Source organism: Halobacteriovorax sp. JY17, assembly GCF_002753895.1.
GTDB lineage: Bacteria > Bdellovibrionota > Bacteriovoracia > Bacteriovoracales > Bacteriovoracaceae > Halobacteriovorax.
Genome location: NZ_NJER01000003.1, coordinates 223,618 through 248,760, shown reverse-complemented (window position 1 = coordinate 248,760; position 25,143 = coordinate 223,618). Strand labels below are relative to the sequence as shown.

Annotated in this window: 32 protein-coding genes and 1 tRNA gene; 22 read left to right on the top strand and 11 right to left on the bottom strand. The window is 35.5% G+C overall.

Annotated elements, in window-relative coordinates; all coding sequences use genetic code 11:
- The first annotated feature begins 8 nt into the window (after positions 1–8).
- Entirely contained in the window at positions 9–542 is a 534-nt protein-coding gene (locus CES88_RS13555) for a gamma carbonic anhydrase family protein (RefSeq protein ID WP_290735385.1), read from the top strand.
- Here the strand turns inward: CES88_RS13555 and CES88_RS13550 are convergent.
- From CES88_RS13550 to CES88_RS13540, 3 genes are read right to left on the bottom strand one after another with little or no spacing between them, the layout of a single operon-like run.
- Entirely contained in the window at positions 539–1,006 is a 468-nt protein-coding gene (locus CES88_RS13550; RefSeq protein ID WP_290735382.1) for a DUF1499 domain-containing protein, read from the bottom strand. The genes CES88_RS13555 and CES88_RS13550 overlap by 4 nt on opposite strands.
- Positions 1,007–1,008: 2 nt before the next feature.
- Positions 1,009–1,302, bottom strand: a complete 294-nt coding sequence (locus tag CES88_RS13545; protein ID WP_290735379.1) for a DUF2288 family protein — start codon at positions 1,300–1,302, stop codon at positions 1,009–1,011.
- Between the two features lie 23 nt (positions 1,303–1,325).
- Positions 1,326–1,961, bottom strand: coding sequence for a lysophospholipid acyltransferase family protein (locus CES88_RS13540; RefSeq protein ID WP_290735376.1), 636 nt, complete (start codon positions 1,959–1,961; stop codon positions 1,326–1,328).
- A 157-nt stretch (positions 1,962–2,118) separates the two neighbouring features.
- Between CES88_RS13540 and CES88_RS13535 the strand changes: the two genes are divergently transcribed.
- The gene (locus tag CES88_RS13535; RefSeq protein WP_290735373.1) at positions 2,119–2,697 is read left to right on the top strand and encodes a YceI family protein; all 579 of its coding nucleotides are present in this window, start codon (positions 2,119–2,121) and stop codon (positions 2,695–2,697) included.
- Positions 2,698–2,707: 10 nt separating this feature from the next.
- Here CES88_RS13535 and CES88_RS13530 read toward each other — a convergent pair whose 3' ends face one another.
- Complete coding sequence (locus CES88_RS13530; RefSeq protein WP_290735370.1) at positions 2,708–2,950, bottom strand: hypothetical protein; 243 nt, start codon at positions 2,948–2,950, stop codon at positions 2,708–2,710.
- 111 nt (positions 2,951–3,061) lie between these two features.
- Between CES88_RS13530 and CES88_RS13525 the strand changes: the two genes are divergently transcribed.
- The 6 genes from CES88_RS13525 (at position 3,062) to CES88_RS13500 (ending at position 8,107) form a co-directional block, all read left to right on the top strand.
- On the top strand, positions 3,062–3,670 hold the full coding sequence (locus CES88_RS13525) for a hypothetical protein (protein WP_290735367.1): 609 nt from the start codon (positions 3,062–3,064) through the stop codon (positions 3,668–3,670).
- A 5-nt stretch (positions 3,671–3,675) separates the two neighbouring features.
- Entirely contained in the window at positions 3,676–5,238 is a 1,563-nt protein-coding gene (locus tag CES88_RS13520) for a serine hydrolase (protein WP_290736359.1), read from the top strand.
- Entirely contained in the window at positions 5,238–5,612 is a 375-nt protein-coding gene (locus CES88_RS13515) for a DUF1428 domain-containing protein (RefSeq protein WP_290735365.1), read from the top strand. Before CES88_RS13520 ends, CES88_RS13515 begins: the two co-directional genes overlap by 1 nt.
- A 170-nt stretch (positions 5,613–5,782) precedes the next feature.
- Complete coding sequence (locus tag CES88_RS13510; RefSeq protein ID WP_290735362.1) at positions 5,783–6,196, top strand: hypothetical protein; 414 nt, start codon at positions 5,783–5,785, stop codon at positions 6,194–6,196.
- 57 nt (positions 6,197–6,253) lie between these two features.
- On the top strand, positions 6,254–6,808 hold the full coding sequence (locus CES88_RS13505) for a DUF2799 domain-containing protein (protein WP_290735359.1): 555 nt from the start codon (positions 6,254–6,256) through the stop codon (positions 6,806–6,808).
- 3 nt (positions 6,809–6,811) lie between these two features.
- Positions 6,812–8,107 carry a Na+/H+ antiporter NhaC family protein gene (locus tag CES88_RS13500; RefSeq protein WP_290735356.1) on the top strand — a complete coding sequence of 432 codons (1,296 nt, stop codon included), beginning with the start codon at positions 6,812–6,814 and terminating at the stop codon, positions 8,105–8,107.
- Here the strand turns inward: CES88_RS13500 and CES88_RS13495 are convergent.
- Together CES88_RS13495 and CES88_RS13490 are read right to left on the bottom strand one after the other, a co-directional pair.
- Positions 8,050–8,865 carry a nitroreductase family protein gene (locus tag CES88_RS13495; RefSeq protein WP_290735352.1) on the bottom strand — a complete coding sequence of 272 codons (816 nt, stop codon included), beginning with the start codon at positions 8,863–8,865 and terminating at the stop codon, positions 8,050–8,052. The two genes, CES88_RS13500 and CES88_RS13495, sit on opposite strands and share 58 nt — an antisense overlap.
- 1 nt (position 8,866) lies before the next feature.
- Complete coding sequence (locus tag CES88_RS13490) at positions 8,867–9,586, bottom strand: hypothetical protein (RefSeq protein ID WP_290735349.1); 720 nt, start codon at positions 9,584–9,586, stop codon at positions 8,867–8,869.
- 81 nt (positions 9,587–9,667) lie between these two features.
- Between CES88_RS13490 and CES88_RS13485 the strand changes: the two genes are divergently transcribed.
- Positions 9,668–10,531: a LysR family transcriptional regulator gene (locus CES88_RS13485; protein ID WP_290735348.1), complete on the top strand. Its 864-nt coding sequence runs from the start codon at positions 9,668–9,670 to the stop codon at positions 10,529–10,531.
- A 21-nt stretch (positions 10,532–10,552) separates the two neighbouring features.
- On the opposite strand, the gene CES88_RS13480 is transcribed toward CES88_RS13485, so the two are convergent.
- Positions 10,553–11,143: a LysE family translocator gene (locus CES88_RS13480; protein ID WP_290735345.1), complete on the bottom strand. Its 591-nt coding sequence runs from the start codon at positions 11,141–11,143 to the stop codon at positions 10,553–10,555.
- Positions 11,144–11,216: 73 nt separating this feature from the next.
- On the opposite strand from CES88_RS13480, the gene CES88_RS13475 reads away from it, so the two are divergent.
- From CES88_RS13475 to CES88_RS13430, 10 genes are all read left to right on the top strand, one after another.
- Complete coding sequence (locus CES88_RS13475) at positions 11,217–11,669, top strand: Lrp/AsnC family transcriptional regulator (protein ID WP_290735342.1); 453 nt, start codon at positions 11,217–11,219, stop codon at positions 11,667–11,669.
- Positions 11,670–11,682: 13 nt separating this feature from the next.
- Positions 11,683–12,990 (top strand): cytochrome P450, encoded by a 1,308-nt coding sequence (locus CES88_RS13470; RefSeq protein ID WP_290735339.1) that lies wholly within the window; start codon positions 11,683–11,685, stop codon positions 12,988–12,990.
- Between the two features lie 254 nt (positions 12,991–13,244).
- On the top strand, positions 13,245–13,514 hold the full coding sequence (locus CES88_RS13465) for a recombinase family protein (RefSeq protein WP_290735336.1): 270 nt from the start codon (positions 13,245–13,247) through the stop codon (positions 13,512–13,514).
- 135 nt (positions 13,515–13,649) lie between these two features.
- Positions 13,650–13,853, top strand: coding sequence for a DUF4266 domain-containing protein (locus CES88_RS13460; protein ID WP_290735333.1), 204 nt, complete (start codon positions 13,650–13,652; stop codon positions 13,851–13,853).
- A complete protein-coding gene (locus tag CES88_RS13455) occupies positions 13,840–15,006 on the top strand; it encodes a DUF3570 domain-containing protein (protein ID WP_290735330.1) in 1,167 nt (388 codons plus the stop codon). Before CES88_RS13460 ends, CES88_RS13455 begins: the two co-directional genes overlap by 14 nt.
- Before the next feature lie 8 nt (positions 15,007–15,014).
- On the top strand, positions 15,015–15,458 hold the full coding sequence (locus CES88_RS13450) for a TlpA disulfide reductase family protein (protein ID WP_290735327.1): 444 nt from the start codon (positions 15,015–15,017) through the stop codon (positions 15,456–15,458).
- A complete protein-coding gene (locus tag CES88_RS13445; protein ID WP_290735324.1) occupies positions 15,458–16,429 on the top strand; it encodes an FAD:protein FMN transferase in 972 nt (323 codons plus the stop codon). Before CES88_RS13450 ends, CES88_RS13445 begins: the two co-directional genes overlap by 1 nt.
- A gap of 235 nt (positions 16,430–16,664) precedes the next feature.
- Positions 16,665–17,129 carry a hypothetical protein gene (locus tag CES88_RS13440; RefSeq protein ID WP_290735320.1) on the top strand — a complete coding sequence of 155 codons (465 nt, stop codon included), beginning with the start codon at positions 16,665–16,667 and terminating at the stop codon, positions 17,127–17,129.
- Between the two features lie 83 nt (positions 17,130–17,212).
- Positions 17,213–17,506, top strand: a complete 294-nt coding sequence (tnpB, locus tag CES88_RS13435; RefSeq protein WP_290736356.1) for an IS66 family insertion sequence element accessory protein TnpB — start codon at positions 17,213–17,215, stop codon at positions 17,504–17,506.
- Positions 17,507–17,549: 43 nt separating this feature from the next.
- Positions 17,550–19,085: an IS66 family transposase gene (locus CES88_RS13430; protein ID WP_290735317.1), complete on the top strand. Its 1,536-nt coding sequence runs from the start codon at positions 17,550–17,552 to the stop codon at positions 19,083–19,085.
- Here the strand turns inward: CES88_RS13430 and CES88_RS13425 are convergent.
- Complete coding sequence (locus tag CES88_RS13425) at positions 19,012–19,389, bottom strand: hypothetical protein (protein WP_290735314.1); 378 nt, start codon at positions 19,387–19,389, stop codon at positions 19,012–19,014. The two genes, CES88_RS13430 and CES88_RS13425, sit on opposite strands and share 74 nt — an antisense overlap.
- Positions 19,390–19,403: 14 nt before the next feature.
- Between CES88_RS13425 and CES88_RS16660 the strand changes: the two genes are divergently transcribed.
- A complete protein-coding gene (locus CES88_RS16660; RefSeq protein ID WP_365993273.1) occupies positions 19,404–19,895 on the top strand; it encodes a transposase family protein in 492 nt (163 codons plus the stop codon).
- Between the two features lie 320 nt (positions 19,896–20,215).
- Here CES88_RS16660 and CES88_RS13420 read toward each other — a convergent pair.
- Positions 20,216–20,291, bottom strand: a tRNA-His gene (locus tag CES88_RS13420).
- 175 nt (positions 20,292–20,466) lie between these two features.
- On the opposite strand from CES88_RS13420, the gene CES88_RS13415 reads away from it, so the two are divergent.
- A complete protein-coding gene (locus CES88_RS13415) occupies positions 20,467–21,081 on the top strand; it encodes a hypothetical protein (RefSeq protein WP_290735311.1) in 615 nt (204 codons plus the stop codon).
- 30 nt (positions 21,082–21,111) lie between these two features.
- Entirely contained in the window at positions 21,112–21,846 is a 735-nt protein-coding gene (locus CES88_RS13410; RefSeq protein ID WP_290735308.1) for an HAD family hydrolase, read from the top strand.
- Here CES88_RS13410 and CES88_RS13405 read toward each other — a convergent pair.
- Positions 21,822–22,898 (bottom strand): RluA family pseudouridine synthase, encoded by a 1,077-nt coding sequence (locus tag CES88_RS13405; protein WP_290735305.1) that lies wholly within the window; start codon positions 22,896–22,898, stop codon positions 21,822–21,824. The genes CES88_RS13410 and CES88_RS13405 overlap by 25 nt on opposite strands.
- Positions 22,899–22,913: 15 nt before the next feature.
- Complete coding sequence (locus CES88_RS13400) at positions 22,914–25,106, bottom strand: hypothetical protein (RefSeq protein WP_290735302.1); 2,193 nt, start codon at positions 25,104–25,106, stop codon at positions 22,914–22,916.
- Positions 25,107–25,143: the final 37 nt, after the last annotated feature.

Below are 25,143 nucleotides of genomic sequence, written 5' to 3'. Positions count from 1 at the left end.
TCTTAAATATGGCTATCTATAAATTTGATTCAATCTCTCCTTCAATTGCAACTGATGTATTCATCGCACCTTCCGCTGATATTATTGGAAAGGTATGGATTGGTGCAAAGTCTAGTATATGGTTTAGAACTGTTGTACGTGGCGACGTTCAAGAAATTCATATTGGAGAGTCTACCAATATTCAAGACCTCTCTATGTTGCATGTGACGGAGGATCTTCCTCTTATAATTGGAAATGGTGTTAGTGTTGGTCATAGTGTTGTTCTGCACGCTTGTACGATTGAAGACAATTGCTTGATTGGAATGGGGGCGACAATTTTAGATGGAGCAGTAATTGGAGAAAACTCTCTTGTTGCGGCAGGCTCAGTTGTTCCTCCAGGGAAGAAGTATCCCGCTGGAAGTTTTATTATAGGTTCGCCGGCCGTTGTAAAAAGAAAATTAACAGCAGATGAATTAGTATTATATGGAGAACATTTTAAGAGCTATGAGAAATATTCGAAGCAGTTCTTAGATAGTGACTGCTTCGAAAAAATTGCTGACTAATAATCGTTTTGATGAAATTTAAATCGAATACTTTCAAGAACTCTTCGACTATTTCCTAGGTCGTATGGAACGCCTCTCATTTCAGCACGCATTTGAACTTTCTTATTTTGACCAAAGAAGAATTCAATATCAGTGACTAATTTTCCATAGAGAACTTGTTTCGCTCTTATGTAGTTTGAAGTGCTATTAGCAATGTTTATACCTTCTTCTTTTAGAATGATTTTCATTATTTTTTCATAGGCAATATCTTTGGTCGCAACAATTTTAATCGGTTCGATAAATTGTTTTTCATCAGTAATTTCTCTTTGTGAATTTACACAATTTTTCTCATAACATTCTTTTAATGCAAACCCGCTAACTTTTCCTAGTTTCTTTACAGAAATCCCAAGTCCCATTGGTTCTGTTGTATCTATACAAGAAGTTACAAGAGTAGCTGTTAATAGAATTAGTAATAGATTCTTCATTTTTATTCCTTTATTTCTTGGGCTATCACATAGGGTTGAATAATGAGAAAGTTAAAATCGAGTTCAGGATTTTCTTCCCACGATTGAATCATCTCTTCAGTTGGTCGAATTAATTTCTCTGTTGTAAGCCATTCTTTTACATTCATTACATCATCAAGTGCAACTGATGCTGCTACTTCGACTAGATTGAGTTCTAGGTCAACAATAAGTAAGGCATCTCTTTTGTGGTGCTCTTCTAGTAAAAGCCATTTTGCTTTTTCAATCTCAGTCTTTAATTTTTCTTTTAAATCTTCCATTCTTTAAGAATACTCCATCACTGTCATCGAAGCAAAGTTGGTGACAACTTTTCCTCTGTGTTTACAAGGTCAAGGCTAAGTTTATTGGTATAGGTTGCTATATCTTCTTTAGTCATTGATTCACTTATAAAGATTGGTTTGCCATAGTGAATAATTATTTTTGTAAATGGCTTCGGTAACCTGAATTTGTCCCAGGCCTTATTGAAAGTCCAAAATTTTGCAGGACTTACTGTCATGGGGATAATTGGAACTTGAGCCTTTTTGGCCATTTCAAATACACCCGGTTTTATATTGTAGAGAGGGCCCCGTGGACCATCGATAGCGACAGCACTAGGGATTCCTGCCTTTAAAGATCGAATTGAATTGATAAGCGCCCTAACTCCACCTTTGGATGAACTACCTCTTATAGGTTCATGACCAAAGAGTTCACAGACTTTAGCTACATATTCACCATCTTTTGATGGGCTGATAATCATAGAGAATCTTCTATTTGTGTGGGCCAAGATCGAGGACAAAATATTCTGATGCCAAATTGCAAGGATGTAAGAGCTTCCCTTCGTTGCGTCATTAATTACATATTCGTCTCTATATTCAAATCGGTAGGTGAGCTTAACGATTTTTAATAGGAGAAATACTAAATAACATAGGAGAGTTTGCATAAGTTCCTCATATTACGAACACTCTAATTATACCAATTAAATTTAAATTTTCTATTTATTTGAGGTTTTTGTCATGTCTTTGCAAACTTATTCTAAAAGGCTTGTTCTCCATTAAAAATAAATCTAGAATTTTGAAATATTTTTTAAGGAGAAAAAAATGAAAAAAATTATGACTCTAATTCTTGCTCTATGTACATTCTCTGTATTTGCAGCAGATCAAAATTTAAAGGTAGATACAAAAACTTCAACGCTTGACTGGAAAGCTACAAAAGTTACAGGGGCACACAATGGAAAAGTTTCTATTAAGTCAGGTAGCCTTAATTTTAAATCAGGAGATTTAGTTGGAGGAGAATTTGTAATTGATATGACAAGTATCACTTGTGAAGATATCGATAACCCTGAATACAATAAGAAATTAGTAAATCATCTTAATAGTGATGATTTCTTTTCAACATCTAAATTTAAAACAGCGAAGCTTGTTATTAAGTCAGCAAGACTTGGTAAAGGTGGGCACTTTGATGTTGAGGGAGATCTAACAATTAAAGGGATTACAAAGCCAATTATGTTTAAAGCAAATGTAGAGCGTAAAGATAAGACAGCTAATGCAACAGCAGAAATTAAGTTCAATAGAGCTCACTATGATATTAAATACAAATCAGGGTCTTTCTTTCAAGATCTTGGAGATAAACTAATTCATGATGATGTAAATTTAACAGTAAAGCTAAGCGCGAAATAAATGAAACGGCCTACACTCTGGTGTGGGCCTTATCGCTTTCAATTGATTTCAAAGCACTCTCTTGATTCATTCCTAAATTTAAGTAGTATTTCAATCCAAGGTCATCAACATTTGAAGCATTTTCTTTGAGAGCATCAAAGTACTTAACCTCTAAATTATTAGTCTTCACTTCTCTCTTTCTATAGAAAGGAAAAACTGCGAAAACGATTATCATTACTGCAAGCATGCTAAAAACAATTTCTTTTATACTCATCTAATTAACTACCTGTAACTATTCAATAATATTGAGCTATTGGTCTCTATAATATCTTCATTTTGATCGATAATAGTTAACATATCATCATTATTTAGATAAATCTCTCCCATGAATGAAAAAGCAGAAAAATTATACAATAACCTCTTAAGTAGAGGTGACATTGCAGGCTCTCAAGAGAGGAGAGCCGTGCTGAATGAAAATATGAAGAGTCTTCTTAAAGAAGGTGTAAATTGTTTTTCATGCTCAGGGCTTTGTTGCACATTTGTATCAAATTCTATGCAAACAGATGCTATTCAAACCTTGGAGCTTTATCTGTATTTGAATAATGAAAACAGATGGAATGAAGAGCTTATTACAGAACTTAAAGAAGTCGTAAGAAATAATAGACTAGATTATGAAATCCAGACAGGATTTGGAAGTTCTTTTAGAAGAACTTATACGTGTCCTTTTTATAATAAGGGACCAAAGGGGTGCTCTATCGCGCCAGAATGGAAACCTTATGGTTGCCTAGGTTTTAATGCAAGATCTCCTGGTGCGAGCGAGGGAAGCGATTGTGCTTCGGACTTAAAGACTTTGAAAATAAGAGAAGAAAAAAATGAGGCAATGGAAGAAGTTGCAAATGAATACTTAAAAAAAGAACTGGGGCTTGATTGGGATAAGCTTCCTATGCCTGTAGCATTATTAAGACTAAGTGAAGCAGTGAAGGAGCAATTGTGAAAGTCATGATTTTACTAATAGTAGTTTTACTAAGAATTCAGGTCTTCGCTTCGAGCGAGATTTCAACACTTCTTTGTGGAAATTTAAATGAAGATCTTCCTAAGGTGGAATACTCAAAGTATTTCTCGAACTACTTTAGAGAAACTATTGATGTTGAAAAAAATAATACTTTCTTTAAAGGACTTAGAAAGCGTTTTGGAAAATGCAAAAGCTCTCGCTTTGAAAAAGATAGTGATAAGAGTTTCTTTGTAAATCTTCAGTCTGAAAGAGCTATGATTCGATTAAAGCTCTTTATTAATGGAAAAAAAGAAATTACAGGCCTTTGGGTAGATAATGTTGAAACAAGCTCTAGAAAGCTTGAAGAGAAAGTTGATTATGTCTGCTCTTCTTTAAAGAAAGGTGCAGAGCTAAACTATGAGAAGAATTTTGATAAATCTTTCATAGAGGCCGTTTCCGAGGAAACGGTTAAGTCTATTTTTTCTAATATTTTAAAAGAGCACGGTGAGTGTAAGAGCGTTGATTTAAGTGTTATAGATGAGTTTTCTGGAACTTTCATAACAATGCATAGATCTGATCTTAAATTTACAATCAGTATAGATCCTAAGAATTATAAAATAATAGGACTACTTTATAAGGGTGTTAATCTTCCAAAAGTTAAAATAGAAAGCACTACTCAGTTAAAGAAGCTACTTGAAAATATGCCTGGAGATACGCAGATCTTATTTAAAGAGTTAGGTGGAAAAGAGATAATTTCAAGAAATTTAAATCAACCCTTTGCTCTTGGGTCTGCTTTTAAGCTCTATATCCTCCTCGCCTTAGATGAGAAAATTTCCAAGGGAGAAGCAAGCTGGGACGATCTCTTAGAGATTAAAGAGGAGTTTAAGTCTCTTCCATCTGGGGAAATGCAAAATCTAAAGGCCGGCGAAAAGCGGACATTATTTTTCTTTGCTAGGAAAATGATAGAGATTTCTGATAATACGGCAACAGACCACCTTCTTCAATTTGTTGGAAGAGAAGTTGTTGAGAAATTATTAAAGCGCTTAGGAGTTGTTCATAGTGGTAATTCCCCTTTTCTTTCAACGATGGAAATGTTTAGAACACGCGCTTTCTTTAAACCTGCAGATGCGAAGAAGTATGAATCATCTTCTCGAGAAGAAAAGTTGGAAATGTTAAAGAGCTTATCTAATAAACCTTATGAGGAATTTATTAAAGCTATTCAAAAATGGGGGAATAACCCTCTTTATATTGATAAAATTGAATGGTTCTCTAGCGCAAATGAAATGTGTAATTTATTTGAAGTCTTAAATAAGAGAGAGAGTGAGGAAGTTAGAAAAATTCTTGCTTATAACACTCCCTTTGTTTCTAAGGATGGAGCAACATATGCAGGCTACAAAGGTGGAAGTGAGCCTGGAGTGATCACAATGAATTACCTGCTAGAGAAGAATGATAAATCATTTTGCTTTATCTTTGGTCAAAACAATACTAAAAAGGCATTAAATCAAGACTATTTCTTCTCCGTCACAGAGGGAAGTTTAGAATATCTTTTAAATAAGAAAGGAAAGAAGTAATGGGAAATTATGTTGATGGGTTTGTTGCCCCTGTTCCAAGTAAGAATATAGAAGCCTACAGAAAAATATCTGAGAAGGCCGGAAAGATTTGGATGGAGTATGGAGCTCTTTCATATATTGAAAGTGTTTCTGACGATGTGGAATCAGGTGAGGAAACTTCTTTTCCACAAAGTGTTAACTTAGAGAAAGATGAGGTAGTTGTCTTTTCTTGGATTACTTACGAATCAAGAGAGCACAGAGATGAAGTTCTTGAAAAGGTTATGAGTGATAAGAGAATGTTGGACATGGAAAATGAAGAGATGCCATTCGACGGAAAGAGAATGATGTGGGGTGGATTTAAGAACCTTGTAAGTTTTGAAAAATCTGATTCGTAGTAGTTATAAATTCGGGCTTGAATCAACTATCTGTTTAGGTTATAGTTGGTTTAGGCTTTGAAGACGCCTAACCGTTAAAAAGAGTACCTCACTTCAATTCAAATTTTTTACATTTAATCTTTTGGTTACCAATAACGGACAAGGTAACAATAACCAGAGGAGAAAGTGTAATGTCAAAGTCCAGTGTAGATTCATTAAAAATTAAAGCAAAGCTATTACAAAAAGCGAAGAAGTCTAAAGGGGAAGAGATAGCCCTTAAAGAAGCATTTAAGATTATCGCTGAGAGTGCTGGTTATAATTCTTGGAAAGATTTAAAGGACTCCTATGAGTTAGCTGATCTTGTAAATCCTCCAAGGTGGAGTGCTCAGTGGAAGAAGTGGTTTTCAACTAAGGAAGAGGCCTTAGAGTTTCTAAAAAGTGATGAGTTTATTCTACCTTATCGAAAGCAATTCTTTGTCTGTGATAGAGACTATCTCTCGGGGCTAGATGTTGATCCAGATTCCACGGACTTTAAGTGTCTTGGCAATGATTGGACAAGTGATTTAGCCGTTAAAACTCTTCAGGATAAACTTCAAAAGAGTTAGTTTAGTTTTGTTGAAATAATCCGATAAGTATCTAAATTTCTTAATTTTGGAGACCCTATGTTTAGATATTTATCTTTACTGATGATTTTACTCGTCCAGTCCTGTTCTAGTGTTTCAAAGAAGGATTGCTCGTCCTTAAATTGGTATGATCAAGGAGTGAAGGACGGTGAAGAAGGAAGGAGAAGTACGTACTTTTTACAGCACGCTTTAAAATGTACTGAAGCACCGGATAATAAAGAGTATGTCTCTGGTCGAAATGAGGGATTGAAACTCTTTTGTACAAGATATGGAGGTTTTAATGAGGGGAGACGAGGGGCCACTTATCTAGGACAGTGTAGTTCTTTTAAAGACGAAGATAGATTTAAAGTTGCTCACCAATTAGGGCTAGATGTTTTTAGACAGAGAGAAGAGAATCTAGAAACTGAAAAAGATATAAAAGAATTAGAAAGAAAAATATCCTCTGAGTTTCACGTTGCCGATGAATTGAATAATTTAAGATTTGATAAATCAATATTAGAGAAAGACTTGCTTAGAGGTGAAGACTTCTATAATAAGTTGATGGAAAAAGCGAAGAGCAGAAAATACTTAATGAAGCCTATAAGAGAGAAATAAAGAGTGAATGCAAAGACTGAAAAATTATCTATTTTACCACTTCTACTATTTGTTTTAGTTTTCCTTGGTAGTGGAATTTACTTTGAATCTATTGGTACTAGTTATGCTTTTTATCAGGTGCCGGCTCCTATAGCGATTATTCCTGCTATCATCTTGGCCTTCTTTTTAAGCAAGATGCGTATGAATGAATCTGTTGAAACCTTCGTTCGAGGAATGGGTCATTCAAATATTATAACAATGTGTCTAATCTACTTACTTGCAGGTGCCTTTTCTACTGTTGCTAGTGCAAGTGGTGGTGTTGATGCTGTGGTAAACGCAGGACTTTCTCTCATTCCTTCAAGCTTTCTCCTCCCTGGCTTCTTTATCATATCCGGAGTGATTGCTACTGCAATGGGAACTTCAATGGGAACTATTGGAGCAGTTGCTCCTATTGCGTATGCAGTTTCAAGCAAGACGGGCATTGATATGTCAGTTATGGCCGGAGCAGTTCTTTCGGGAGCAATGTTTGGAGATAATCTCTCTATCATTTCTGATACAACAATTGCCGCGACTCGCTCGCAGGGTTGTAATATGAAAGATAAGTTCAAAGAAAATTTTAAAATTTCATTAGTAACAGCAGCAATTACGATTTTCTTACTAGTTTTTCTTACTCCAGCCCCACAGGCTGTAGAAGTAAAATCTTTTGATCTCTTACTGGCACTTCCTTATTTTTCTATATTGATTCTCGCTATTTTAGGAGTAAATGTTTTTATTGTTCTTCTTACGGGAATTTTCTTGGCCGGAGGGATTGGGCTTCTTGGTGATTATTCATTCTTAGCATTTACAAAGGATATTTATAAAGGCTTTAGTAGTATGCAAGAAATATTTCTACTTTCTCTATTAATTGGAGGGCTTTCTGAATTTATAAAAGTCGGTGGAGGGCTTGAGTTCATTTCAAGAGGGATTCAAAGAGCGACAATGAGAATTGGGAAGTGGAATAAGTATATTGCCGATCAATTAGGTATATCTCTCTTGGTCTCGTTAACAAATCTCTGTGTTGCTAATAATACTGTTTCAATTATTGTTGTCGGTCCGATCGCAAAGAAGTTGGCAATCGCGGGCAGTATTTCCGCAAAGCGGTCTGCGAGTTTGCTAGATATCTTTTCATGTATTACACAAGGACTTCTTCCTTACGGGGCCCAGGCACTACTGTTAGGAGCTAGCTTTAAGCTAACTCCTATAGAAATCATTAGTAATTCCTACTACTGCTTGAGTATGATTGTTGTATCTTCACTCTTTATATTATTTAGAAAACCTTGATTCTTTAAACATTCTAAGACATCAGCTGAGTATTTAAGGTGAGATTCTTTGGTATACTTTATCTTTGTATAAACTTGTGCAAGATTTGAAACATCAGACTCTTCAATGAGTTTCCTAAGATCAGGGTGAGATAGGTATCTCTTCATTCCATCCACTTCTTTTTTCTTGTAAATTTCTCGTATGTTCTCTTCTGTATAGTTTTGATATTTTTCTCGATGTATAATTGCCTCAAGAGGGAGTCGGTCTCGCGCCGCGACTTCTTCGTCTGGATAACCAAGGGAAAAACCAACAACGGGAACTACGTGTTCAGGAAGTTCTAATACTTTTGAAATTTCTCCGTTGGAAGCTAGAGTGGTTCCCATATAGCAAATGCCAAGTCCTTCTGCCTCGGCCGCCAGAGCAACATTTTGGGACGCTAGTGTTGCATCAATCATTCCGATTAGAAAGCTCATAAAGTTATCAAAGTTTTCTGGAGCATCACTTTGTTTAAGCCAAATGCGCATTCTGTTAAAGTCAGCACAGAAGGTGAGAAGTACAGGGGCTTCGAGAACCATTGTTTGTTCAAAATGCAGAGGGAAGAGCTTCTTCCTCTGCTTCTTGTCTCTAGTAATGATAATAGAGTATGGTTGCATATTACCAGAAGAGGAGGCCCTTGTTCCCGCTGTGATTACTTTATTTAGGATCTCATCAGAAACTTCTTTCTCTTTATACTTTCGTATCGATTTATGAGAAAGAATATGTTCATAAATATTTTCCATTTTAATTTCTCACTCCGCTAAAACTTCCAAGCTCTTTACCTTCAGGGAGAATGAACGCTCTACCTTCTAGGTTATTAGTGTCTGTAAAATCTCCCTTGAATAAGGCTATATAATCATCATCCCCTTCAAGAACTCTAATTTTAAATGAGAAGCTTCCACTGTCATACTTCAAATCAAAAACTTTAGCTGTAAAAGAGCTGGGAACAGAATAGCTTCCACGAATAGTGGGATATTTATTTAAAGGATCTCTAATAAGATCTATGTTAACAATATCCCTAAATAATTTACTTCCTATTCTTAAATTAAATATAAAGTTACCAAATATTTTAAATTCTCTTAAGTCTCTCTCACAAACTTCATCAATTATTGTGATGAGCTCCTTTGAGGCTGTAGAATCGTTGTTGATCGTTTCATATCCAAAGGCGTAGAATCTTTCTCCATTTACAAAGTAATTTTCCTGATTACTTAACCATCTGTAGCGAATAGGACCTCTATTATTAAGAGCATTATTACTTTTAGATAATATTTCTTCTGCGGGGACTTCTAAGTGAGTTGTTTCTTTTAAATTTCTATTTAAAAATAGTGTTCTGCTGTCTTCTGTAAGTGAGCAACTTTTATAAGTGTCTGAAGCACCATCTCTTTTGGCAATTTCTAGAGAGTGAACGCTATTTACAGGAATAAGGGCCGTAATTATAGCAATCTTTAAAATGGTCATCTTCATATTTCCTCCTTGTGATGAATATTGAAACTATCACTATGGCTTATTGACTAAAAGTGATTAATATTCAATTATTGGTTCCATATGGAAACCAATAGGCTGAAGCAATTTATTACAATTTATCAAACCGGAAACATAAGAAAAGCGTCTGAATTGCTTGGGATCTCTCATTCTGGCCTTTCAAAATCAATGTCTACACTCGAGTTTGAGTTGAACTTTAAGCTCTTTACTCAGTCGGGAAGAGGGATTTCTTTTACTGACAAGGGGCATGAATTTGCTAAGAAAATCCCCTCGTTTATTTCAAGTCTTGAGAACTTATTATCTGAAGAAAATGAAAGCGGTAGTAAAATTTTACGAATTGGCTCATTTGAAGTGTTCACAACATACTTCGCTAAAGTTTTTGAACCAGTATTCTCCGAGATGGAATTAGACTTTCATGAATTAATTCCAGGTAAATTAGAAAGGGCCCTTCTTTCTAGAGAAATTGATGTTGCTATTACTTATGAGCCTATTCCTTTTCCTGGGATTGAGCACTTAAAAGTTACAGAAATAGAGATGGATGCTTATGTCAAAAAAGGATCTTTCAAAGGAATTGATATTTTAAATATTCCATTTGCTGCGCCATCAATACCTATTGAAGGAGCGCCTACAGGAGTTAAGGGACTTGATAGTTGGCCTGATGAAAAGTTCAAGAGAATTATAAAATTTAGAGTAGACTTGATGGAGACAGCTATCTCTCTCGCAAGGCAGGGGCATTGCGCTGTCTTTCTTCCAAAGTTTGTCGCAAAACTGCACAATGAAATTGTGAAAGATGAATATCAGCTTACGAAGAAGAACCTACCAGCTAAAATGAAGACCGTTAAGAGAAGTGTTTATATAGTAAAAAGAGAAGCTACAATTGAAGATTCTAAGATTAAGAAACTTGCAAAATACCTAAGAACTATTTAAGAGTATCTATTCTTTAATAGATTAAATAATAAAGTAAAGAGAGGCTAGTAGTAAACTTGCCATTGTGGCATTGAAAAATCTTAATTTTGCCTGACTACTTAACACTTTTCTAATTTCTTTTCCAAGAACTACCCAAAGACTTACAGATGGAAGATTTACAAGTCCATAGGCAATGGAGACCTTTAAAATATCTTGAAAATTATTTGATGGAGAAAATAAAGTTATTGCCGCAAGGGCCATAGTCCATGCTTTCGGATTAACCCATTGAAAGAGAGCTGCTTGAATAAATGAAAAAGGCTTTTTTATCACTGTTGAGTTTGTTGTAACAGGAGTTGAGGTAGCAATTCTGTAAGACAGATAAACTAAGTAAATAATGCTAACAATCTTTAAAATTTTTTGAGCAACTGGATAAAGAGTAAATAGCTCCATTAAGCCCGACCCAACAAGAATAATCATTAGAGCAAATCCAATACTTACTCCAAGCATGTGAGGAATAGATTTCTTTATGCCAAAGTTTGTTCCAGAACTCATGAGCATTATATTGTTAGGCCCTGGAGTTATGGAAGATACGAGGGCAAAGGCGAATAGAGCATTAAGAGTTTCATTATTCATGAGATTAATATAGCAGAGAACGTATTTTTTTATCTTGCTTTTTGATGTGCCTAAGTGCTACTTTTTGCAATATATGACTAAAATAGATGAAATTGACGAAAGAATATTGCAAGAGTTGAGCATTGATGGGCGAGTGAGTAACTCCGAGCTTTCTGGCCGAATAGGACTTTCTCCATCAGCTTGCCTTAGAAGAGTTCAAGAGCTTGAGAGAAGTGGAATTATTAAAGGTTATAGAGCGGTCCTTGATACTTCTCGCTTAGGTATTGGTTTTGTCGCTTATATTTCGGTAGGGCTTTCCGTGCATACTAAGAAGTCACAAGAGAACTTTGAAAAGGCCATTGTGAAATCTCCTGAAGTTCGTGAGTGCCATAATATTACAGGAGCATTTGAGTATTTGCTGAGAGTTGAAACTGCGGATTTGGTTTCTTATAAAGTATTTCACACCGATGTTCTTGGAACATTACCCCAAGTGAACTCAATATCAACTTTTGTTGTGATGGAATCTCCTAAAGATGAAAGAAATTAGTTATAATTAAATTATGACAAATATCAATAAGCGCACAAATTCTAAATCATTTTTTGAAAGAGTAGATCTCTCTCATATTCACGGACCAAGAGGTAAGAGTTTTTTTTCATACGTGAAGAAATTTCAAAGAGATATTTTGGACTCTTTTCTTAGTGTGCAAAGAGATTATGGAGACTATGCGAGTTTTCCTTGGCCTATGAATTCAGTTATTATTTACAGGCCTGAGCTTATTGAAGAGTTATTTATTAAACGTCACTCTGACTTTATAAAGGGAGATCAGCTCTTAGAAGTGAGTGCTGTTATTGGAGGCGGGCTCGCCGTCAATAATGACCTTGAAGATTGGAGTAAGAAGCGTTCTCTAATTGCTAAAGAATTTACGAGGCCATCTGTTAAAGAATTCACTACAAGAATTGAAAGTGTCGTTGAAGAATATATAAATAAGTTATCTGATGAAAGTGAAGTTGATATCTTCAACTTCTTTAAAGATATGTCCTTTGATATTTCGTGTGAGTTATTCCTAGGTGTTCGACTAGAGAATGAACAAGTAAGTCATTTTAAAGAGGCCCTAGAGTTTTGCTCTGAGGTCACCTTCAATAGAATCTTTGATTTTATTCCACTTCCATATTGGGTTCCAACATATAAGCATAAGAAATTTTCAAAGCATTATAATTTCCTTGAAACCCTGATCTTTGATCTTATTGAAACCAAAGATAGCGAAGGAGTGTTAGCTAAACTTGTCGCAGCTGGTGAGAGAGGAGAGTTAACTAAGCATGAAATTAAAGACGAGCTTCTAACACTTCTGATCGCAGGACATGAGACAACAGCATTTAGTTTGGGATGGATTTTTACTCTTTTAGCTACTCATGGTAATTGGAAAGATTCAGATCATTTAAATATTATTCACGAAGGGCTTAGGCTTTACTCAGCTCTTCCTATATTTTCGAGAAAGGCTTCTAGTGACACAATTCTTGGTGATTTAAAAATTCCTAAGAATACGAATGTGGTTGTTCCCGCTTATGTGGTTCACCGAATGGAAGAATTTTGGAAGAATCCAAATGAATTTAATCCAGAGCGCTTCAAAGATGTAAAACCACATACGCTAAAAGCTTACTTTCCTTTTGGAAAAGGGCCAAGAAAGTGTATCGGCGAGCAGCTCGGTCTTTCAATTATGCAAATTGTTTTAGATAAGTTTTTAAATAACTATGAACTTGAATGTCTCTCAAAAGAAATACCAAAGGCCAAGATCGCAGTGGCCCTTGCGCCAAGTTCTCCTGTTTGGATTAAATTCCGTAGAAACAAAAAAGCCTCGAACGGGTTGTGAACGAGGCTTAATATGAATCACCCCGAAGGGATTATCACTTTCGTGAATGTAGTCAAGAAAATCAATGGGGTCATCAAACCTCCACAAAACAAGAATATCGTCCTCCATCAGAACTGTCTAATATAATTGATTTTTTCCATGAGCCTGAAGTCCTAACCAAAGAGTTCCTCCATCAAAAATATGTCTTAGAAGGCCTTTCTTGTGCTGAAATTTCGAGGTCTGTGGCGTCCTCCCGAACGACTATTTTAAAGAGATTGAAGGAATGCGAAATCTCTATTCGTGGGGCTGGAAAGAACCAAAAAAGGAGGCGTGGTCTTGCGTATGGTCAAAAAGTTGAAAAGAGAGAGGTGTCTCAACATAAGAGGGAGCGAGAGGTTATTGAAAAAATGAAAGAGTTTAGAGCTAAAGGTTATAGCTATCGAAAAATTGCTGAAATATTAAATGTTCTTAAAGTTCCGACAAAGACTAAGAAAGGTCTTTGGTATGGGAAGACTATATATCAAGTTCTGAAGAAGGTTGAGTAGAATTGAAAAATAACTGAGAAATATAATCTAACTTTATAAGTAACCGGCATAAAAGATGATTTTTAGTGAATAGAGTGGTTTTTTCCTCAATGTAAATATTCTAATTATCTGATATAATAAAGAAAAGGAAATGATATGAAATTATTATTAGGCATTTTACTCTTGTCTCTCGTTTCTTGTGCAAATGTAGAGCAAATTGATAGAGGCCTTCTATCAAAAAAGATTATGCAACTAGACCCTCATCCAGAGGAAAGTGTTTTTCAAGAGGAAGTTCGTTCTTTTAGGGAAGGAGCCGTAGGCGGGAGTTCCGCAGTTGGTGGTGGATGTGGATGTAACTAAATTAAAAAAGCTCGCCCTAAGTTTATTTCTAGTTATTACTTCGATTCAAAGTGTCTTTGCTGAAATGATGGAAAAAGGGCAGACAAAATTTAAGCTCTTGTTTAATCTTTATCACCAAAATAGTGACGATGGAGAACAGGTCTTCGATAATTCAAAAAGAGAAGAAGCAAATGTCGTTGAGCCAATGCTTTTCATTGAACATCAAATTACAGAAGATACTGCAATAAATGCTCACTTTGTATTTGATTTTTGGACTGCGGCTTCTGACACAAAATTAGACGGTTTAACAGGTGCAAGTGGAGGTGAGCCGATTAAGGGGCAATCCAGAGTTTCTGGAACTGTTGGAGCCAGAAAGGAAATAGGTGATTGGGCATTCAATGGAGGCTTAGGCTTTTCTTCAGAGTACGATTATCGCTCTCTTAATGCCAGTTTGGGAGTAGAGCGTTCTCTGGCTAAAGACAACTTCACTATTGGTCTTGGTCTTCAATATTATTCAGATGAAGTTAGGCTGTTTGAAGATTTAACCCCTGCTGGCAGTGCTACTATTTCAGAGTTTAAGCCTAGGAAGATTTTGGCGGCAAGCCTAACAGCTTCTCAAATACTAACGAGAAAGGACATTATTCAATTTGGTTTAACTTATATTCAGGCTAAGGATAACCTTGAGTCTACTGCTAGCAGTGTCTTGGTTTCTGATATTCGTGAGTCTGAAAAATTACCAGACTCACGGAAAAGATATGCCGCTTCATCAAAATGGGTACACGGCTTTAGTGATACTTTTGCGATGAACCTTTTTTATAGATATTACTTTGACCAATGGAGGCTCGACGCTCATACGGTACGGTTGGCATTTTTAAAAGAGATAAATGATGATGAAGATTTTTTGGAATTTTCAATAAGACTTCATTCTCAAGATAAGGTTCGATATTATCAAGACTCCTTTAATACGAGCCAAGATTTTATGACGAGCGACTCAGACTTAGATAAGTTTAATTCGTATGAGTTGAGTATGTATCTCTCTAGTAACTTTGAAGGAAAAAAACTTTTTGGTATGGAGCTAGATGACTTTACTTGGAATAATGGTGTTACTGGCTACAAACGTTCAAATGGCTTAATATATGCTTATTTTCAGTCATCTCTTGGCTTCGAGTTTTAGGAATATTTATGTTTAAGGCAACCTTATTTTCTTTACTGCTTTTATTTATCTCTTTTGGAGTTCAGGCTGAAGAATTGAAAAATTTTACTTTACCAATCTATGGGAAAAAAGAGTCCTTTGAAATCAAGAAAGAGACAAAAAAGTATAACAAGATATTAATCAACTTTTGGGCATCATGGTGTACGGCTTGCATTCAAGAATTAGAAGAGCTAGAGAGTTTAAAGAAAAAGCATGAGAAAAATGGAGTTCTTTTTGTTGCTGTGAATGCAGGGGAAAAAAGAAAGAAAATTAAGAGGTTTTTGAAGAAGCATAATTTCAGCTACCTTATCCTAGAAGATAAGGATAGAGTAACTTCTAAAAGCCTAAATATTACAGACCTTCCTAAAACTATTCTTATAAACAATAAAATGGAAGTTCTATTCAGAGGAAATCGTCCTCCTAAGAAGATTTAATGACAGCTTCAATAGTTGAAAAAAATAGTAGTATTCGATTAGGACATCGGTTTAAGGCGATGGGGGGAGAATTTCAGCTTTTGTGCTTCCCTCAATCTTATCATTCTAAAAGTCAGGTTTTAAACATTTTTAAAGAGGCAGAAAAGGAAGTAAAGCGGATTGAATCGAAATTTACAGATTTTAAAGAGAGCCCCTTTAACGAGATAAATAAATATTCAGGAATTAGGCCTGTTCCTGTAGATGAGGAAATATGGAATCTGGTTTTGAGGTCTATCGAGATTTCAGAACAATCTAAAGGGGCTTTTGACATAACTTATGCTAGTGTTGGTCACTTGTGGCGAAAAGCAAAAAAAGAAAATCGTACTTTGTCTCTTAAAGAAAGAACGGAAGGCCATAAATATATTAATTATAAAAATATAGAATTAAATGAGATGGAACATTCTATATTTTTGCCAAGTAAAAAAATGAAAATAGGCTTAGGCGGTATAGGAAAAGGATATGCCGTAGATAAAGTATTTGAATTGCTAAAGTCAGAAGGCATCCATAATTTTTATGTTAATGGCTCAGGCGATATAAGAGTTCATTCCCACTCTTGTGCTCCAAGACCTTGGAGAATTGGAATAAAAAATCCATTCTCAAAAAGTGTTGAAAGGTCAGTTGGCTTTTTGCAACTTAAAAAAGGGAGTGTCGCATCATCTGGTAGTTATATTCATTACAACTCGTCGAGAGAAGGCCATAGCGACCATCACATTTTAGACCCCAAAAGTGGCCGTAGCCGAAGTGAACTTATTACAACAACAGTCGTTGCTGATAATGCTATTGAATCAGATACGACTGCAACTATATTGATGAACTATTCATCGAAAAAAGCGATTGATTATCTCAACGAGCGTGATTTATTGGGGTTTGTTATAGACATGAAAGGAAAAACTCACTTGTCTAGCAAGGCAATCCAAGTCTTTGGTATGTGAGTAGATTTTAAGGGCTTTGAAGTGGTCTTATGTCTTTTTTCATCTTCTCAACGTATTTATTATGATTAAAAGAATGTGCAAGCTAATTTAGTATGTTTAGTCTTAGTGCAAGCGATTGCACAAAGGGTTGGGTTAATCAACACCACTCTGTAGTCTATTATTGTTTATTACATTTATTTCGATGAGTTGTTACTATTGATTATTAAACTCAAGTGGGTAGGAAATTGAGATTAATATGGATAGTGAACAGAAATTTGATAACTGCAAGTGTACTTGTAGAGCAAAAGGAGTACGGCCATCGAGTGAGTGCATAAGGAAAAATGGATTTTATCGGAGAGGAAGAAACAAGGTACAGCGTTATAAGTGTAACCTTTGTGAGAGAGTATTCTCATTTCCTCCAAAGAAGAAAAGAAAGGAGACTCGTGGCCGTCCCTTTAGATTACTTGAAAGACCTCTGAGCAAGTTTGAGCATTGGGAAGACTACTATCTAATCCAAATAATTGGGAAGCTCTCAGCCCTTTCAGGAAGAGGGCTTTATGAGGAATTGTGGGATTTCACCCCGCTATCTAAAAAGGAACTCGCACCCAAAATAAGCCGTAATATTAAATTTTCAAATTTAGAGATGTGTAGAAGTGCTTTGGCCTATTTGAATAAGCAGTTCCCTATCATGTGTCGTAAGTTGGGCGTCTGCCACGGATAGTCAGATAATATCTCCTACATTATTATCCAGTCATGATTTTCGACCCCAAATATCCCATTTATATTTTTAACGACTACGTCGACATGAGAAAAGGCCACAACACTTTGGCTTATATCGTCACTCATAAGATCGATCTGGAGCTAATGTCAGGAGCTCTTTTTCTATTCGTCGCAAAAAGTAGAAAGGCCTGCAAAGCTTTATTCTTTGATGGCAATGGACTTGTGCTAATTCACAAGAAGATTGACCGTGGGAGATTCATGTCCTTTGAACACATCAAAGAAGTTACTGAGATAAACTCAAATGAGTTAATGCTAATTCTCAATGGCGGACAGATCCCTCTCTCAAAGTCTGGGAAGAAAATACTACTAAAAAGATAAGAAAACATTAGGCCTTTCATCTCGTCCGTAATATAGTTCTTCTATGATTGATTTTACTAAAGAAAATGACAAAGAATTTATGCGTGAAGCTCTTATGTTAATGCAAGAAAAACTACTTTCAAAAGAGCTTGAAGTTGTTGAACTTAGGAAATTAAAAGAGAAAGATGAAGAGATATTACAAAAGTTAGAAGAAGAGTTAAAGAACCTAAGAAAACGTGTTTTCGATTCTAAGCAAGAGCGGAAGGCTAACAAACCAAAGAATCAGAGAAAGAGGAGAAAGGGAAATCTTCCTCATAATAAATCTAAGAATACTCAAATTGAAGAATTAGAAATTGATCTCAATGAAGAAATCATAGACTACAAGATTGAAAAATCATCATGCCCAAGCTGTGGTGGTGATAAACTCCATGAAATGAATAATTGTTTTGAAGAATCAAACGAATTCGAAGTTATTGAAAGACAATATATAATCAAAAGGCACAAGAGGCAGAAATATTCCTGTAAGTGTTGCAATAAAATTATTACAGCTCCAGGAGGTGTAAAATTAACCCCTGGCGGTGAATACTCGATTCAACTTGCTACTCAAGTTGCTTGCGACAAGTTTGAAGATCATCTTCCTCTTGAACGTCAGCGCAAACAAATGAAAAGAGCTGGAATAAATGTTGATGTAAAAACTCTTTATGGCCAGACAGAGCATTTATATAATCTTCTATTTCCATTGAACGAATTAATGAGACAAGACGTCCTCTCTGAAAAGTGGGTTCATATTGATGAGTCTCCAATTGATTTTTATAATCCAAATAAAAGTAAAGGATATATCTGGTCAATGAGTAATCCTCGAGGAGCTTATTATCAATTTGAACCTACGAGATCTGGAACAGTCGCGAAAGAAATGATCCAAGGTTACGAGAAAGGCTGTATTATAAGTGATGGCTACTCAGGATATAACTTTTTAGACTCAGATGAAGACTATAAGAATATTAGTCATGCATTTTGCTGGGCACACGTTAGAAGAAAGTTTTTCGAAGCAATGAATCACGATGATAGATCAGAAGTGGTGATTGACCTTATTGATAAGCTCTACGAAGTTGAGCACATGGCAGATGACCTTCATTCTTTAAAAGAAGTTAGGTTAGATAATTTAACTTCAATAGTTAAAGAAATTGATTCTTGGATAAAATCTATGGATGGAAAATTTCTCGATACATCTTCTCTTGGAAAAGCTATTCATTACTATCAAAATAGAAGAGAAGGTCTTCAACTATTTCTCAATGATGAGACAGTTCCTATTGATAACAACATGGCTGAGAGAAAACAGCGCTGTCCAGTTATGGGAAGAAAGAACTTCAACTGTTTCAAATCAATAAATGGAGCAGACGTTGGAACTTTCTTTTATTCAGTAATTGAGTCGTGTAAATCAAATGGATTAAGCCCTAGATCCTTTATCAATACAATGGCGCACAGGTCAGCTAAAGGAGAAGAGCTTGAAAGCCCTTTTGAGTATGCTAGTAGAATAAGTGAAAGATTAAGGACTCAAATAGCTGAAGAATTATCAGCGTTATCAAAAGATTCTGGTTAAAGACAATTTGATCTAAATACTTCTCTTTTCTCGGAGCTTTCTTTCGATTGATCTTCGGGGAATTTTCTTGAACGACAATTTTAGTAAAACTTTTCTTCTCTTTAGAAAGTCTGGGCCATTCTCTTGCAGCGTAGCCAGAGATTGGAATATGTTTAACAATTTCTTTAACGGGAATTTTGTGATCAAGCCTTAGAGAAATTACAATATCCTTTAAGGTCTTGGGATATTTCTTTCCTGATCCGTGGCCAGTAACTGCGAGAATCTTATTTGCTTTTGCGATTAGTTCAATGACTTCAATATTCATGATAACCTCCATGAATACTAATCGTAGAAAGGCTACAAGAATTTATACGTGGTAGAAACCTAACTTACCTTAAGAATTACGTTATTGAATTTGAATGTCATAAAACTAACGAATTTGAAGTCTGCCCTAAATGTGCAACAAAATCTTATAAAGTTCATGATCGTGTTTTTGTTCACATCAAAGATATTCCCATTAGAAATAAGCTTATTTTCTTAAAGATTAAAAAGAGAAGATTCAAGTGCCCTAGTTGTAAATCTGTTTTTAGAGAACCAATTCCTGGAATAAAAAAAGGATTTAAAACTACTCAACGATTTCGATCTCACATTCGTTGGTGCGCTTCAAACTTCTCGGATTTAAAAAGAGTTACAAAGCAACTTCAATGCTCGTCTTGGCTTGTCTACACTGCTTTCTATGAACAGTTAAAGTTAGAAAATAAAAAGTGGCAAAACGAATGGTCTTCAACAATTGGAGTAGATGAACATTCTTTAGTTTTTATCCAAATATAGAGCATATTCTCATACTTCTTTGAGTATTATCAAAGTATAGAGTTTGGGAAGAGCAATGTTTCTACTTTTATCAATGTTTAGGAGTGAACTATATTTAATTGTTAAAATAATGAATAAGAAAACCATGCTTTCATTTAGATTACTAATGAAAGAATTTTAGATTTTAAGAATGCTTTAAGCTATTTCTAAATCGAATATTTGGTTCTTTTTCCACTGTCTATCGATTACTCCCGATAGAAACAAAAAGGCCCGAACGGGTTGTGAACGGGCCTAGCTATGTTTCACTCCGAAGAGATCAGCATTTGAATAACAAGACAAAATGGGGTGGCCGATGGGGCTCGAACCCACGACAACCAGAATCACAATCTGGCGCTCTACCAACTGAACTACGGCCACCATTGATATCTTGAGTTGATATTTATAGTGGTTTTATCCCTTGTCGTCAATCTCAGAGTCTAAATCGTGGAAAAAAAACATTGTTGCGTACGGTCAATTTTGACTTGAAAGTGGTTTCCACGTTAAACTATTTGAGTACAATTACCTATAATTAGTATTCTCAAGGATGGAGAACATGAAGAAAATAAAATTCATTTCAATTGCAGCTGCAACACTACTAACTACAAATGCTTGGGCCCTAGGGACAGGACTTTCTTCTTATCCAATGATGACAGGGAAGAAGCTTATTTCATCTGAAGTTCTAGGTGTTACTTCAACTGGTGGTGGAATTGGTGCTCAAGTTAGATATACTCAGAAATTTTCTAAGAAGGCTATTTTTGATGCGGGACTTGGTATTTCTGGTGGTGAAATGTCGAATAGATTTTTTACTGGTGTAGATTACGAAATTTTTCCTGACTACTATCAGCAGCCAAAAGTTTCAGTGAAAACAACTTTAGAAATGGCAAAGGAATTTGAAGAAAGTAGAACGAAGCTTTCTCTTGCTCCAACTGTTTCAAAAGGGTTTAGTTTTTGGGGAACAGAAGCCTATCCATACTTTTCAATGCCAGTAGGACTTTCTCTTGATAGCGATTCTAAGACTTATGAATCAACTATTAGTGCAAACCTTGGTATTAATGGAAATGTGCCTCTTGAGCAATATAAGCACTTACAGGCAAATGCTGAAGTTCAACTTGGACTGAAAGATTCTTTCACTTCAATCCTTGTTGGTCTTTCTTACCCAATACAGTAATTTTAGCTGGGCCCAGCGAGGGCCCTTTTTATGATTCCAAAAATAATTTTTTCTGATTTTGATGGCACACTTACAAAAGGTACTGAGTTTACCCCAAGGTTCTTTGATATCTTGAGTCTTTGTAAGTCACATTCCATTCCTTTAATTATAGTTACGGGAAGATCTCTTTCTTGGGCACACTTTCTAATAACTCACTTCTCTGCTCTTGAGTATGTTATTGCTGAGGGTGGAGGTGTGCTGGTTCGAAGAGATAAGAATGGCAACCCAGTCGATGAGCCATTTATTGCAAGAAAAGATATTAAGAATTTAGAAATAGCGACCAAGGGACTACTTAAGAAATTTTCAAGTATTTCCTTAAGTGCTGATTCTTATGGAAGATTAACGGATAGAGCAATTGAGCTTAGTGATCTTCTCTTAGATATTGATCTTTTGAAAAATGTTAAAGGATTTTTAAAGAAAGAAGAAATAAACTTTTCAACTTCCAATGTTCATTTGAATTTTTGGAGTGGAGATGTCTCTAAGTACAATGCTGTAAAAGTTTTTTCAGAAAAATATCTTCCAAATATCTCAATGGATGAGTGTATCTACTTTGGTGACTCCCTTAATGATGAGTCGATGTTTCGCCATTTCCAAAATTCTGTTGGTGTTTCGAGTATTAAGGATATTTTAAGTAAGCTAGAGTATAAGCCGCAAACAATTCTCTTAGGTGAAGAAAATGATGGCCCAGATGGGGTCTATAATCACCTTGTGACCTTATTAAAGTAGTCTTGAATTTTATTTTCTAGTTTTGATTGAAGATCAGAAATTTTAATCGTCATTTTATTTTTAATCCAATCTTGTAAATCGAGAGGAATTTTGGAAGAGAATATTTTCTCTTCACCTTTATATGGAGCTCTAAGAGCTATTGCATGGAGTGCGTGACGACTAAGCTCCATGAGATCGTGATCTTCTTTAGTCGCAATATTGTCCTTAAATCTTTGAAACATTTTAAAGTTTCCAAGATAGAGTTTATCTCCAACAAGAGGAAGACCATTAATCATTGCGTGAACTCTAATTTGATGTTGTCTTCCCGTAATAGGAAAAGCTAATCCTAGAACGTAATCACCTTCCACATGAATAACTTCAAATAACGTTCTTGCACTCTTTCCTTCATGAGATTCTGTGGGAAAGTGATTAATATAAACTCTCTTCAATCCTTCTTCACTGGCTCCAAGTCTGTGATTATCTTCAAATGAGTAATCACCATTCCAGTCTCTATTGTAAGCAATGAAGAAGTAGCACTTTCTAACAAGATCTTTTTCAAAAGACTCTGTCATTACTTGAGCGCACTTTGGATTCTTCGCCAGCATTAAAGCGCCAGAAGTTTCTCGGTCTAGTCTATGTATTGAATGAACAGTCTTCTTATAAAGAGATTCAAAGAATACTGTCGCACAATTAAAGAGATGCTTTCCTGTTGGGTGAGTAGACATATAGGGAGGTTTGGAAATGATAATAAGATCATCGTCTTCAAAGAGAACTTCTGGAGTCATTTGAAGTTCTAATAATTCTCCATTCCAGTACTCGTCTTCGTGCTCTGTTTTTCTTGTGATGAGAGTAATGATGTCTCTCGTGAAAATTTTGGTCGAAGGGCGATGTTTACCGGGGCGATCTTTAATAACAATATCGCCCTCTAGAATCTTCTTTTTAACCTGTTCCCTAGACCAACTTGCGAGATAAGTTTGAAGGTATTGATCTAGCCTCATACCGTCATGTTCTTCTTCTACAAGATAGACGGCAGTGTACTGATCCCTTCCAAATGTTTTATCAATAACGGGCATTTAATGGCCTATAAGTTAATAACGTTCCTTAATTATAAACTTTATTAGCGCAAGTGCTCCATTTTGTGAATATTTATAATTATTCATTAGATTTTCTAAAACTTTCTTAATCTGAGTTCTATTCTCTTCAGAGAGAGGAGTTCTAGTCTCTTCATCATCTGTACTTGCAATTTCTTTTTCAAAGAAAACTAAGTGTTTTGAAATCTCTAGAATGACTTTCTTTTGTTCAACTCTAAATGATTCTTGCAGTCTTTCTACGACATCTGGGAATACATCGTTATAAACAATTTTCTTTCCTGGATTATCGAGAAACCAAGCTCCTAATTTAGAAATCAAATGTGACCTAAATGAGTCAGAGGATTCTTTTAAATTGATACTCTGCTCAAACTCTCGAATGAAGTAATCATCTGCATCTTCATACTTTCCTGTGATGATATTCTTAATTCTCTCTCCCTTAATAAGGGCATTAACATTTTCAATATAGCGCTTTAGGTAATCTTCGTATGATCTATCATCAACTAGACCAAGGCTTTCTCTAAACTCTCTGTCGAATTTATTTAAACACTCATCTTTTATAAGAGCGATGAAGCGCGCAGGATGATGATAGTCCCCTTGAGGAGTCATGTTGAGGAAGTCGTAATTATTCTTTTTTTGAATAAGCTTATATAGGTAGTCGATAACTTCTACGAAGGTAATAGTTTCGTGATTAGAAGTGATCTTGTATAGAATGTTTTTCATATCTCTAGGAGAAATTCCAAATTTTCCTTCGTAGAGATTTTCATTTTCAAATTCAGCTTGAATATCAGACTTTCCAAGTTTTAAGATTTGTCTGTCCTCAGAATCTAAATGCTCTGGTAACTCTTCTATTGCATACAACTTTGCTTTCTCAAGTGGATCGAGTGTTGTGGCAATCTTAGCAAGCTTAGAGTTCTCAAAGTGCTTTGTTTGACTTGCTCTTAATCGAGTCATAATAGCGAAGAGGCAAAAAGCTTCAAGAGCGTGAGGCTCAAAGACTGAATTATTCTTTAGCCCTTCAACTTGCTCGTTATATATCTTCATTTCATCTTTAAAGTCTAAAAGGTAAGGAACTCGAACAAAGTTAATTCTACCCTTGAATGAATTAAAGTCAGGGTGCTGCTTAAATGCGGCAAGATGAATTTCATTGCTTGTACCAACAAAGAAAATATCTAGTTGAGTGAGAATTCCTTGAAGGTTAATACTTCCGGTTTCCATTGTCATAAGTAAGTATTTATAAGTGTCGAGAGGTCTTTTAAGGAGATCGGAATATTCTAGAATCCCTCTATTGGCCAGGACCACTTCTCCCTGCATTGAAAAGAGATTTAAACTTTGAAGTGATGGAGGAAGGCTTGCGAGCCTCTTATCCATTGTTATTTGTTGAAGTTTTGCATCCACATGGAGTTGTGGCTCAATAGTAACAGCACTTGAGGAGTATCTCTTGGAGATTAATATTCTTTCAACTCTAATATGCTTTAGGACTTCAGTATGCTTCCCTTTATAGTTTTTCAAAAGGGCATCGTAGATCATTCTATTTCTTTTAGAGAGGTCACTTTTGTAGAGGTAAGACTTCTTTACGAGCTCAAGATGCTTAGGATCTTTAGCAAGAGATTCATTTAAAATTTCTTGTCTATATTCTTTAGGAATTAAGAGAAGTGGATGATCTTTTAATTCACTGCCTAGAATTGCTGAAATATCTTTGTCCTCTAGGTAGGCGTAGGTATTTAAATCTCTATTTGTTCTATCAGAAGAAAAACCAAGGTTTCCTTTGATGTAATTATCAATTGGAAAGATCCAGCTAAATGAATAGAGAATTCCTTCATCTTTCTTTGAATAAGACTCTGCTCCCTTCATAAATTGTCTAACTAAACTAGATTTTGATGAACCATTTGGGCCAACAAGTAGAATGAATTTATTGTTTACGCCTTCTTTTTCAAAGTTTTCAAGGTTTTCAATAAGGGCCTTTTGAGTTCTTCTTTGTCCGTAGACTGGGGGAGAGTCTGGGTATTGATATTGAAAAACTTTATAATTTCCATCTTTGTCTTGGCCATAGCTTTGAACCATATCTAAAAGATACTTATACGTAGGTCTTGTTTCTCTTATTGGAAATTCGTCAAAGATATCCATATAATCTTTGAATGAATGAACTTCACTATGTGAATCTTTCTGATTTGCTTCTTCTAACCAATCCATTGGTCCCCCATCAATTCAATTCTGACCTTTCTTTACT